The following is an 11,294-nucleotide window of genomic DNA, read 5'->3' on the forward strand; positions in this document are numbered from 1 at the left end:
GAGGAGGTAGTGACCTGCGTAGTGGTCAGCAGAGATGCGTCTTTCAGGTATTTTCACGCGCCGCCCTGTCGATGAAGGCCGCGGTCGGGCCCGGATGTGAGACGAACACCAGGTGCGAGGCGCCCTCGACGACCTGGACCTTCGCGCCGGCGCGCTGGGCCATGAACTCCTGCGCCGCCGACGGGATGATCCGGTCGGCGCCGCTGATCAGGTTGTAGTTCGGGATCGTGTGCCAGGCCTGCGGGCCGGCGGCGGGCTCGCCGAGGGCGGCGCCGGTGGCCGGGCGCTGTGTGATCGCGAAGAGCGCGGCCTCCTCGGCGGGCAGATCCGCCGCGAAATGGGGATGGAACACTCGCGGGTCGATGTAGAGGTCGACCTGCCCGCCGGGCAGCGGCACGGGTTTGAGGGACTCGCCCACGGTACTGCCCGGGAACTTCTCGACCAGTTCCTGTACGCTCTCGCCGGTCTCCGGTACGAATGCCGCCAGGTAGACCAGCGCCTTCACCTCGGGGTTCCCGGTGGCGGCGGCGGAGACGACGGCGCCACCGTACGAGTGGCCGACCACCACGATCGGCCCCTCGATGTTGTTCAGCAGGGCCTTGACCTGCTCCGCGTCGGAGGAGAGCCCCCGAAGCGGGTTCGGCGCGGCGACGACCGGATAGCCGTCGGCGACGAGTCGCTTGACGATCGCGGTGAAGCCGCTGCCTTCCGCGAAGGCTCCGTGAACGAGTACGATCGTCGGTTTCCTGTGTGCCATTTCCCAACCTCTCATGACGTGATGGTGGAAAGCTATTCCGGCGGCCTGAACGGGAAGTGGACGTGAACGAGCGTCGTTCCGCGACGGGATTCCCAGATCGTTCCGTCCCCGTCAAGTCGGCTCCGCCAATCTGACCCCGCAGGACGGACAAGCCGGGGGTGTGGGATGGTCTCGTACGAGGAAGCCGACGTCGTTGTGATCGGTTCGGGCATGGGCGGTCTTGCCGCGGCCCGTACGATCGCGCAGTTCGGCGGGAAACGGGTTCTTGTTCTCGAGCAGCACTACACGCTCGGTGGGATGACGCACGAGTTCTCCCGGGCCGGGCGATACGAGTTCGGCACCGGGCTGCACTACATCAGCGCGAAGGCCGGCCCGTTCCTCGAGTTCATGACGGACGGGCGGGTACAGCTCTCGCCGCTGCCGGACGACTACGACGTCCTGCACTTCCCAGGGTTCGATTTCGCCGTCCCCGCCACGAAGGAACGGTTCAGGGCGCGCCTCGCGGAACGGTTTCCGGCCGAGGCCGACGCCATCGATGGCTTCTTCCGGACCACGCGCCGGGCCATGTCCGGGCTCGCAGCGCGCAATGTCTTGGCGTCCTTCTCCGCCGGTGTACGAAAGGTGGGCTGGCCCATCGTCGAGCAGCTCTTCCCGTCAACGTATCGATCGCTGAGGGATCAGCTCTCCCGAAGCTTCCGCGATCCGCGTCTGCGGGCCGTTCTCGCCGCGCGATGGGGACTTTACGGCATTCCGCCCTCGTCGAGTGCGTTCGGCTATCACGCCGCGGTTCCGCTGACCTTCTTCATGGAAGGGACGGCGCACCCCGTGGGCGGGCCTAAGGAGCTCTCCCGGATCATTCTGGAGATCCTTCAGCGGTACGGCGTGGTGCTGCGTCCCCGGCAACAAGTCAGCGAGATCGTTGTCGAGCGGCGAAAGGTGGCCGGTGTCGACGTCGAGGACACCGCCACCGGCCGGCGCTACCGCGTACGGACGAACACCGTCGTCTCGGCGGCCGGGGTGCGCAACACCTACGCCCTGATCGGGAAGAGCCAGGAACTGGCGGATCTGCCCGAGGAACCGTCGGCGGTCATGCTGTTCCTCGGGATGGACCGGTCGCCGGCTGCGTTCGGGATCCGCGGTGAGAACCACTGGTTCATGCCGGACCTCGACGACCATGACGACTTCCGCCGCCCACCTGGGGAAGGCACGCTGTACGTCTCGTTCGCTTCGCTCAACAACCCGGCCGCCCGCTTCCACACGGTGGAGGTGCTGGAACTCGTCGATCCCGCGGTGGTCGACCAGTGGCGCGGGACGCCTGCGGAAGAGCGGCCGGAAAGCTACCGCACGCTCAAGGACGACCTGACCGAGCGACTGATCGCCCGCCTGGAGGAACGATGGCCCGGCTTCCGGGACGCGATCGCGTTCGCCGAGCTCGCGACACCGCTGTCGTTCGAGACCTATCAGCACAGCGTTCTCGGCTCCTTCTACGGTCTCGCGGCGACTCCGCAACGGTTGCGGTCACCACGGGCGGGATGCCGCACGCCTGTCAAGGGTCTCTTCGTGGCAGGGCAGGACGCCTGGGGCTCCGGCGTGGTCGGGGCGCTGGCCGGCGGGCTGATGGCCGCGAACGCGGTGCTCAAGCCGCGGCAGCTCGGTACCATGTGGCGAGCCATCCGCTCCGGCGGGGTGGCCCCGGACCCGGCCACGCCCTGGCAGGGATACCTGCGGGTGGCCGCGATGGAGACGCTGACCCCGACGGTTCGGCGGATCCGCCTCGAACCCCTGAGCACCGACGCGATGCCGTTCTCGTTCACCGCCGGGCAGTACCTGAAGGTCGACCTGCCTGTCGCCGTCGAGCCGATCGAACGCGCGTACTCGATCTGTAGCGGCCCTGGGGAGAATGGCTTCGTCGAGATCGCGGTCAAGCACGAGCCCGACGGGCTCGGCTCGTCCTTCCTGCATGAAGAGCTGGCGGTCGGCCAGGCGCTGCGGGTGAGCGGCCCGCACGGCGAGTTCACCTGCGATCCCGCACATGACCTCACGGCCGGAACGCTGTTGCTGATCGCCGGGGGCGTGGGAATCACGCCACTGATAAGTGTGCTGGGCGCGGCCGCCGACGCCGGTCATACAGGGCGGATCGTGTTGCTGGCCAGCTATCGGACCGAGGACGAGGTCGCCTTCCGGCCAGAGATCGAGGCGCTGCGGGAACGCCTGCCCGGGCTCGAGGTGTCGATCTTCGTGACTGGGCTGAACGCCCGGATCGGCGTCGATGTGCTCCGCGCGTACGCCGAAGACGCCTACCGAGTCCACCTCTGCGGTCCTGCATCGATGATGCAGGACCTGATCGGTCATTTGACGGACCTGCGGGTGCCGCGCGAGGCCATCCACACCGAAGCATTCGTGTCCGGCCGGAGCAAGGAGACCCGCCAGGAGAAGGCACACGCCATAGCCCTGGCCGCCGCCGCGGCCGGCGTCGCCGAGTTCACCATCGGGATGGCCGACGGCGACCCGGCCTTTTCCTGCCACCCTGGGCAGTCTGTCCTCGACGCCGCCAACGCCGCCCACGTCCCGCTGCCCCAGTCGTGCGGCGAAGGCGCTTGCGGCACCTGCCGCGTACGGGTCGTCTCCGGCGCCTACGAGAGCGACACCCGGGGAATGTTCTCCACCGACGAACTGGCCGCGGGCTGGCGGCTGGCCTGCCAGACCCTACCCACCCAGGACCTGACGATCGCCCGTTGACAGCGGCGTCCGGGTGCTGATCGTCAGCGCACCGCGACGTCCACGTCGGCCTCCGCCGGGCGACGGCAGTAGTAGACCAAAGCGGGTGGGAGATTCGCCCACACCGTCCGGCTGATGACCACCTCGTCGAACCGCGACCGCATGGAGCGCAGCAGGCGCCGAGCCGGCGGAGCCCATCGAGCATGCACGTAGGCGAAGGTGGTGAATACTGCGCCTGCCTTCTCTGCACCAAGCGGCTGTCGGACTCGTGATGCTTACCCAGAGCCTGGTCGGGCTCTTGTGCCGAGCTGGCTCAGGTGGTTCGACGGTGCTCGCCCCCCGGACGGCGGCCTCAGTCCTCCGCCGTCTGGACGAGCACCAAGTCCAGTCCGTTTCCCCGCGCAGCCACCACCAGGTCGAACGTCGCCCGCGTGATGGATACCCAGCCCCGGCCGTGTCCGGCGCGACGGAATCGCGGCAGCGGATGGGTGCTGTTGGTATACCAGCGCGCGTCTGGGCCGAGAGCAGCGATCACCTCATCTTCGATCGCGCGGAGCTTGGGGTCGTCCATAAGGGCATTCTGGTCCTCGTCGCGGCCGTAGTAGGCCAAGTCGCTGGCCAAGGCGCCGACGACCCACCCAGTCGCCTCCGCCGAGGTAAACGCCGGCTGTCGCCCCAGACGCTCGGTCTGCTCCGCGGCATCTGCTACATCAAGAGGGCAGACCGGCCGGAGCAGCTCCCAGCAGATCTCACCAATGGACTTGCCGAAGTCCTCCGGCCGCAACACCGCGACCTGCGCTCGGCCCCGCTTCAGCCGGTTCTTCAGCGGCGCCGGCTTTCTCGCCATGGACATGCCCTCCTCTTCTCCGCCCCTACCGGACGACCGCGCTTGTCGCCCAGAAATAAGGACAGATCTTGGCGGACTCCACGATCGGTAGCGTAGTGGCGAGGCGGCCGCCGAGTTCACGGAGTGTCGGACCGGAAGGAGTCGGGACGCCAGCGAGCCGTTCCAGCAGGTGGTCCAGGGCGGCTTGGCCGTCGTCGACGGCGGCGTGTTCGTCGTCGATGACGATGTCAGCCGCGCGGAGGAAGAACCGGAATACCCAGGTCAACCTGCCCTGGAGCGTCAAGACGGGCCATCCGGCGGGCCTGGGTGCGCTTGCTTCGCAGGAAGGTGAGCGTGAGCGTCCGTCAACTAGGGCGACATGTTCCCCGAACGGCGGGGATAGACCTTCATTGGATGCGGGTCCAAACGTAGACCACGATGCCAACGACACCTGCAACCTTCAGGAGGAACAGAAACAGGGAGTCGACGAAGGTGCTCGTGGCTTCCACGAGGTCCTTCAGCGCGTAGATCGCGGCCACAATCCGCTTCAAGAGCTCCAACATGGCGAATCCCGACCGGACTCCACCCCAAGTCCCGCGTGTCCTGGCTCCGTCTTGCGGGTCGCTCTGTCCTGGCGGACGAGACTTGTTGGGTCGATCCGGTTGCGCCGTGTTCGATTAGCTGGAACTCCTGAATGAGAAGGGCCGGAGCCTACGCCGCCGCTACCTCATCCCCAGTCTGCACGATGAGGGCGAGCCATCCCTTGTTGTTGACGGACATGTCACTGGGTGGACACATGCCGGACCACGCGCACGCGTCGAGGGGGTACACCCTCAAATTCCAGAACGTCGGCTTGCCGGTTTCAGGGTCTAGGTTCCACCCAATTCCATGATCGTTAATATGTGGTCATAATCCAAATTATGACCATTGATCACTTGCTAGCATGGTGATCGATCAATCTCCTCGCGAAAGAGGTCACCATGAGCGTGAGATCGTTTCCGCTTACCCTCCGCGTCATCGTGAGCGAAGAAACACCAGATGCGATCAGAGATTCCGCCGTGTCGCAGGCACTCGCGTTCTTTGGCCCCAGTACCGAGCTGGACGTCCTCAGCGCCGAAGCCGAGATGGACGAGGAGCGCAACGGCCACTACCGCGCGACAGTCGTCTTCCGGAAGGTCGCCTGATGAGCCCCACCGGCGAGATCATCGCCAGGTTCAGCGGGGGCAGCTGGAACAGCAGACGTGACCACTGAGCTGGTCCGCAGGCCAGGCGGGGGAGGCGGGATCGCGTTCCCGCCGACCCTGCTCGGCTTCGCCCGCGACCTGACCATGGCGTGGCTGCTGTCGTACGACTCGCCGAACACTCGCGACGCCTACAAGCGGGAGATCGAGCGGTGGTTCGCGTTCTGCGCCGAGCACGACCTCGACCCGCTCAAGGCGCGGAAGTCGCACGGCGACGTGTATAAGAGGTGGCTCGAACTTCAGGCTGGGAAGCCGATTCCGGCCAAGACCATGGGGCGGCGGATCTCGGCGGTGTCGTCCTGGTACGACTACCTCGCCGACGAGGAGGCGATTGACGCCAACCGGTTCAAGCGCACCCGCAGGCCGAAGGTGCCGCGTCATCACTCCGAGACGCGCGCGCTGACCCGCGACGACGCCCACCGCCTGGTGGTCGCGGCCGACAAGGACCACGGGCCGGCCAAGTTGCGCACCGCGGCGTTCATCCGGGTCCTGGTGCACACCGGGATCCGGGTGGAGGAGGCGGTCGCGGCCCAGCTGGACGCGCTCGGGTACGCGGGCGGAGTGCGGACGCTCCGGATCGTGGGCAAGGGCGGCAAGCCAAAGATCCGCCGCCTGCCAGTGGAGACTGGGCACGCGATCGACGTCTACCTGGAGGACCGGGCCCGCCGAGCCGGTGTCAAGGTGGCCGACCTGTCGGGGCGGGTCTTCGTGACGGACACGGGCGGCCGCTTCCACCGTTCGTCGGCGTCGGAGCTGGTTGGGCGGATCGGCCGCCAGGCGGGGATCGAGGGCAAGGTGACACCCCATGTGCTGCGGCACACCTGGGCCACGATCGCGAAGGCGTTGGGCGCGTCGCCGACCGACATCAAGGAAGCCCTCGACCACGTGGACTTGAACACGACGATGCTCTACCTGCACTCTGCGCACCAACTGGAAAGAGATCCCTCCCAGTTGGTGGCATCGGCGGTCGAATAGGCGGGTTCAGCTGATGTGGTTGACCCAGATCCCGATGGGGACGCTCAGCCCGGCAGAGACCGCGGTGCCCGCGACGAAGAACCTGTGGGTGCCGAAAATTCGTTCACCCACAGTGACCTGGCGTATTGCGATGCTGATCAATCTCATCTGAGCGAGTGCTCAACCCAGTTTGAGCAGATGCTCAGTGGCCGAACTCGGACGGTCGCGTTGTTGCAGCTCAAGTAGTGCGTGTGCGTTTTGAAGCGCTACAGGGTTCGTCTTCACCGATGAGATCGGCCGGCCGCTGCACCCGCAGCAGGTCAGCGACCAATTCCACCTACTCGCCTTCGACGGCGGGTTGCCGCCGGTGCGGCTGCACGACCTGCGCCACGGCGCCGCCTCGCTGATGCTCGCCGCCGGCGTCGACATGAAGGTCGTGCAGGAGACCTTGGGACACGTCTCCTCCACCTTCACCCGCGATACCTACACCAGCGTCTACCCCCAGGTGGCGCGCGCCGCCGCCGAATCCACCGCCGCCCTCGTCAACACCGCAGCGACCGGCACCCGGCCGGCACGGCTGATCACCCTTCCATCCCGAACCGGCGAGACCACCGCCTGAACCACGCAAACCCAGGCTGGCCCGCCGATCCCAGCGGGCCTGTTTGTCTTGTCCACGCGGCTATCACAGATGGTGCAGCTGATCGATTCCTCAGCCGTGCGGTGGATGGGCCCAGGAGATCGCTGCGAGAAGCAGCGGATCTTTTCTCCGCTGTTCACGTGGACCCGTCGGTAAAGGACGAGTCGGCTTGGAGAAGGCGTGACCGCAGGTAGCGTCACCGCTGATCTGCGAGCCTGCGTGAGCGTTCTGACTTGATCTTCCAATGGTCATCTCTGGGGTCTGGCTTGGAAGTGAGCGCCTAAATGATCTACCGCGATACACGGTCCGTACACAAGAGCAACCACCGAGCAACCAGCCATGATCAAAAACGAGGTCGGAGGCTCGCGAGGACCGAGAAATCGCAGGTCGGGTGGGGTGTATGAGAGTAGGGCGGGTGGGACTTGAACCCACGACCCACGGATTATGAGTCGGTTCGATTGATGTCGCTCAGTGTCATCGGGTGTTGTTTTGTATCGCCGTGGCCGGGATTCTCCCCGTCGTCGTGCCGGCCAGTGTCGATGCGTGCCGCGCCGAATCGCGTTCACGCGAGCAATCACCGAGCGACCATACGCGCTTGACGATCGACACTCTGTGCTATTTGTCCCTTGCGGGACTGCTGTCAAGGGTCATGCCTTCGTGATGAGGCCCGAGTGGTCTACGCAGATCGAACGCGTACGAGCATCCGCCGAGCAGCCTCGGCCATCGATTTCCGTCCGCGAGCGAGGGCTCCTTGCAGTTGGTCTCGGATGTGATGCGCAGCCTGCTTGACATGCATGGGTGTGGTTTAGGCAGGCGCAGAGTTCTACAACCAGCACCGAGCCCATCAAGCCCTGGACCAGGCGGCTCCACTGCGCGCCGTCCCTGATCCAATCACCGATCCAGCCAGACTCGTCGACCTGAATGTACGCCGACGAGACCGGCTCGGCGGAGTCCTCCACGAATACTCACATGCCGCTTGAACTGTGTGGATGGGATTTTCGGCAGGCGCAGGGTCAACCTCCGAACTTCACCGCGGGCAGGCCGCGTACGCCGAGACCGCGGATGGCCAGGACGGAGCCGGACGGTCGTTCGACGTCCGGATCGAGCCCTTCTCGGGCCGTGGTCACATAGAGGACGTCGAGTTCGGGGCCGCCGAATGCGCAGGAAGAGGGCTGTGGGACCGGCACTTCGACAGTGCGTAGGACGCGGCCGTCGTCCGGAGCCACCTGCAGCACCCGGCCACCGCCCCAGAACGCGATCCACAGGCATCCGCCGGCGTCGACGGTCAGTCCGTCCGGGTAGCCGCAGGACTCCGGGAACGACACCAGAGTCCTGCGGTTCTCCGGCTCCAGCCGATCGGAGACGACGTCGAATACGCTGACATCGCGTGCCTGGGTCTCGACCAGATAGAAGCGGCGACCGTCGGGGCTCCAACCGAGCCCGTTCGGCTGGGTGAGCCCACTGAACACCTCCATGACCGTCCAATCCGGCAACAGGACGTGCATTCCACCGCGCCCGGCGGCGAAGTCCTGCGCGCAGCTGCCGGCCCACAAGCGGCCGTGCGGATCGCATTTGGCGTCGTTCATCCGGATCCCGTCGGGGAGGAAGTCGCGCCGGACGGTCCAGGCGCCGTCCGGGGAGATGTCGGTGAATCCCTCTGAAGTGGCCGCGACATAGCCTCCGGACGCCTTGGGGACCGCCGCGCCGACGAGGGTCGCCAGTTGCAGGCTCCACCGCTCGGCCGAACCCGGCTGCGCGCGGTGCAGCGTGCCGTCGAGGATGTCCACCCAGCTCAGGGATCCGCTCTCCGGGTCCCAGAACGGGCCCTCGCCAACCCGGCAGATACCGGGGAACTCGACGGTGATGTCGATGGGCAGGGTCTTCCTCCGCGGCTCAGTCCGGCAGCGTCACGGCCGCCTGCGCGAGCAGGCCGCCGTCGACCGGCAGGGCGATCCCGGTGATGAAGCTGGCGCGCTCGCCGGCCAGGAAGGCGATGGACTCGGCGACCTCCTCCGGGCGTGCGACACGGCCCAGGGGATGGCTGCGGCCCCAGGCGGCCACGAGCTGGTCGACCGCTTCGGCGCCGTCGGAGAAACCCGCTGCCGCCTTCCTCAGCATCGGGGTGTCGACCGAGCCGGGGCACACGGTGTTGGCCCGCACGCCGTACCGCGCCTCGTCCACCGCGATCGAGCGGGCCAGCGCGTTCAGCGCTCCCTTGCTGGCGGTATAGGCGGCGACTTGCGTCTGGGTGACGAACGCCTGCACCGAGGACACCAGCACGATCGACCCCAATCCGGAGGCACGAAGCGCCGGCAAGGCGTGCTTGACCGCCAGGAAGGCGCCGCGCACGTTGACCGCCATCACCTCCTCCCAGGTGTCAGCGGAGGTGTCCGCCGCCGAGCCATAGCGTTGAATGCCGGCCGCCGCCACCAAAGTGTCGATCTGGCCGGTCCACTCCAGGGCGCCCTCAATGGCGGCGGCGACGGACGCTTCGTCGGCGACGTCAGTCCGCACGAACCGGATCGCGCTTCCTTCCGGTTCGTGCGGGGCCAGATCCGCGCACAGCACGTTCGCACCTCGAGCGGCGAACAGGTGCGCGGCGGCCAGGCCGATGCCGCTGGAGCCGCCGGTGACCACGACGGTTCTGCCGTCGAATTCCATGGGATTCCTGGTCCTTTCCAAGTGCCGGGGATGGGGTCCCGGGGCTGCGCCAGGGGATCGTGAACCCCGAAAGGGCTGCGGGCCGAGCGGCTACTTGTACAGCGCGCTCTGGTTCGTGTCGAGGTTGTCCTTGGTGATGACGACCGGGTCGAGCGGCTGGTCCTTCGGGATGGATTTGTCGCCGCCGAGATACTTCACCGAGTTCTCGACCGCCAGCTGCCCGATCTTGTAGGGGTTCTGCGAGACCAGGGCCGTGAGCGTACCCGCCTGCAGGTGGGTGACCTCCTGCGGGCTGGCGTCGTACCCCAGTACCGCGATCTTGCCGGTCTTGCCGGCGGCCTGTACGGCGTTCGCCGCGCCCTCGGCGGTGATCACATTGGAGGCGAAGATGGCGACGATGTTCGGGTGGGCGGCCAGCGCGGCCTGCACCAGGCCCGCGGCCTGCGTGGCCGAGTCCTGGCCGGCGTACAGCTCCGGCAGGACGTTGTACTTCGAGTTCCCGGAGAAGGACTGCTTGAAGCCGGTGTCGCGGTCGTCGATCGAGCTGATGCCCGGCTTGATGTGCACGAAGACCACGTCGCCGCCGTTCGGCGCCCATTTGATCAGCTCCTGCCCGCCGAGCAGCCCGCCCTTGACCGAGCTGGCCGCGATGGCCGTGAAGATCTTGTCCGTGTTGACGTTGTTGCCGGTGGTCATGACCGGGATTCCCTGCGCCACGGCGGCTTCGATCGGGGCGGCCAGCGCGGTCGCGTCAGTCGGGTCGATGACGATGGCGTCGGGATGCTTCTGCGCCACGGCCTGCAGCACCGGGATCTGCTCGGAGGCCTGGAAGTTCGCCGGGCCCTGGACTATGGCGGTCACGCCGACGGCCTTTGCGGCGTCCTGGAAGCCCTGGGTCTCAGTGGAGTAGTAGGGGTCACAGGTGCAGCCGGGGATGAAGGCGATGGTGTGGTGCTTGCCGGAGGAGGAGCTGTCGGACGACGCTGTGCTCGAGGACGTGCCGGAGGAGCAGGCCGCCAGGGATAGGGCGGACACGGCGGCCGCTGTGGCGAGCGCGGCCCGGATGACGGTGCGTGACATGGGATTGTCCTTCAGGTTTGGGGGATGTGTCACAGAACGGGGGCTATGACGCGCGCAGCTGCTGGCGGCGCTTCACGTCGTCCACGGCGACGGCGACGATGAGGATCGCGCCGATGGCCACTGTCTGCCAGAACGGCTGGACGTTGATGATGACCAGGCCGTTGTTGAGCACCGCGGGGATCATGACGCCGACGGCGGTGCCGAAGATCGTGCCCCGGCCACCGAACAGGCTGGCTCCACCGATGATCACGGCGGCGATCGCGACGAGGTTGTCAGCGCTGTGGCCGGAGACCTCGGTGGTGGTGTAGCGGGCCACGTCCAGCAGGCCAGCCAGCCCGGCCAGGGCGCCCATGAAGACGAAGAGCACGACCTGGTGCTGCCGTACGTTGATACCGCTGCGCCGGGCGGCCTCGTCGTTGG

General features: G+C 66.9%; 11 protein-coding genes and 1 pseudogene. 4 read left to right on the plus strand and 8 right to left on the minus strand.

The window, feature by feature from the left end:
• Positions 1-43: 43 nt before the first annotated feature.
• Positions 44-757 (minus strand): alpha/beta fold hydrolase, encoded by a 714-nt coding sequence (locus tag KIK09_RS31370; RefSeq protein ID WP_214322995.1) that lies wholly within the window; start codon positions 755-757, stop codon positions 44-46.
• Between the two features lie 165 nt (positions 758-922).
• Here KIK09_RS31370 and KIK09_RS31375 point away from each other — a divergent pair, with 165 nt between their 5' ends.
• Positions 923-3,496 (plus strand): FAD-dependent oxidoreductase, encoded by a 2,574-nt coding sequence (locus KIK09_RS31375; RefSeq protein ID WP_214322996.1) that lies wholly within the window; start codon positions 923-925, stop codon positions 3,494-3,496.
• A 331-nt stretch (positions 3,497-3,827) separates the two neighbouring features.
• Here KIK09_RS31375 and KIK09_RS31380 read toward each other — a convergent pair whose 3' ends face one another.
• The 3 genes from KIK09_RS31380 to KIK09_RS31390 all read right to left on the minus strand — a co-directional run bounded on the left by KIK09_RS31380 (position 3,828) and on the right by KIK09_RS31390 (position 4,864).
• Positions 3,828-4,328: a hypothetical protein gene (locus KIK09_RS31380; RefSeq protein ID WP_214322997.1), complete on the minus strand. Its 501-nt coding sequence runs from the start codon at positions 4,326-4,328 to the stop codon at positions 3,828-3,830.
• Positions 4,329-4,347: 19 nt separating this feature from the next.
• Entirely contained in the window at positions 4,348-4,605 is a 258-nt protein-coding gene (locus tag KIK09_RS31385) for a hypothetical protein (protein ID WP_214322998.1), read from the minus strand.
• Positions 4,606-4,708: 103 nt separating this feature from the next.
• On the minus strand, positions 4,709-4,864 hold the full coding sequence (locus tag KIK09_RS31390) for a hypothetical protein (RefSeq protein ID WP_214322999.1): 156 nt from the start codon (positions 4,862-4,864) through the stop codon (positions 4,709-4,711).
• A 417-nt stretch (positions 4,865-5,281) separates the two neighbouring features.
• On the opposite strand from KIK09_RS31390, the gene KIK09_RS31395 reads away from it, so the two are divergent.
• The 3 genes and pseudogenes from KIK09_RS31395 to KIK09_RS31405 form a co-directional block, all read left to right on the plus strand.
• Positions 5,282-5,485: a hypothetical protein gene (locus KIK09_RS31395; RefSeq protein WP_214323000.1), complete on the plus strand. Its 204-nt coding sequence runs from the start codon at positions 5,282-5,284 to the stop codon at positions 5,483-5,485.
• Positions 5,486-5,542: 57 nt separating this feature from the next.
• Positions 5,543-6,517 carry a tyrosine-type recombinase/integrase gene (locus KIK09_RS31400; RefSeq protein WP_214323001.1) on the plus strand — a complete coding sequence of 325 codons (975 nt, stop codon included), beginning with the start codon at positions 5,543-5,545 and terminating at the stop codon, positions 6,515-6,517.
• Between the two features lie 262 nt (positions 6,518-6,779).
• Positions 6,780-7,115 (plus strand): annotated as a pseudogene (locus KIK09_RS31405) (tyrosine-type recombinase/integrase); the annotation flags it as partial.
• A 1,031-nt stretch (positions 7,116-8,146) separates the two neighbouring features.
• Here the strand turns inward: KIK09_RS31405 and KIK09_RS31410 are convergent.
• From KIK09_RS31410 to KIK09_RS31425, 4 genes are all read right to left on the minus strand, one after another.
• Positions 8,147-9,010: an SMP-30/gluconolactonase/LRE family protein gene (locus KIK09_RS31410; RefSeq protein ID WP_214323041.1), complete on the minus strand. Its 864-nt coding sequence runs from the start codon at positions 9,008-9,010 to the stop codon at positions 8,147-8,149.
• A gap of 16 nt (positions 9,011-9,026) precedes the next feature.
• Complete coding sequence (locus tag KIK09_RS31415; protein ID WP_214323002.1) at positions 9,027-9,794, minus strand: SDR family oxidoreductase; 768 nt, start codon at positions 9,792-9,794, stop codon at positions 9,027-9,029.
• A 90-nt stretch (positions 9,795-9,884) separates the two neighbouring features.
• Positions 9,885-10,874, minus strand: a complete 990-nt coding sequence (locus KIK09_RS31420; protein ID WP_214323003.1) for a substrate-binding domain-containing protein — start codon at positions 10,872-10,874, stop codon at positions 9,885-9,887.
• A 43-nt stretch (positions 10,875-10,917) separates the two neighbouring features.
• The coding region (locus KIK09_RS31425; protein WP_372455695.1) for an ABC transporter permease at positions 10,918-11,294 on the minus strand (377 nt) is incomplete at its 5' end.

The organism is Nonomuraea sediminis, assembly GCF_018531495.1.
Taxonomy (GTDB): domain Bacteria; phylum Actinomycetota; class Actinomycetes; order Streptosporangiales; family Streptosporangiaceae; genus Nonomuraea; species Nonomuraea sediminis.

Bases quoted from the DNA above. Each gene is read 5' to 3' on its own strand.
- KIK09_RS31370 (WP_214322995.1), bottom strand. From the start codon at position 757: ATGGCACACAGGAAACCGACGATCGTACTCGTTCACGGAGCCTTCGCG.
- KIK09_RS31375 (WP_214322996.1), top strand. From the start codon at position 923: ATGGTCTCGTACGAGGAAGCCGACGTCGTTGTGATCGGTTCGGGCATG.
- KIK09_RS31380 (WP_214322997.1), bottom strand. From the start codon at position 4,328: ATGTCCATGGCGAGAAAGCCGGCGCCGCTGAAGAACCGGCTGAAGCGG.
- KIK09_RS31390 (WP_214322999.1), bottom strand. From the start codon at position 4,864: ATGTTGGAGCTCTTGAAGCGGATTGTGGCCGCGATCTACGCGCTGAAG.
- KIK09_RS31395 (WP_214323000.1), top strand. From the start codon at position 5,282: ATGAGCGTGAGATCGTTTCCGCTTACCCTCCGCGTCATCGTGAGCGAA.
- KIK09_RS31415 (WP_214323002.1), bottom strand. From the start codon at position 9,794: ATGGAATTCGACGGCAGAACCGTCGTGGTCACCGGCGGCTCCAGCGGC.
- KIK09_RS31420 (WP_214323003.1), bottom strand. From the start codon at position 10,874: ATGTCACGCACCGTCATCCGGGCCGCGCTCGCCACAGCGGCCGCCGTG.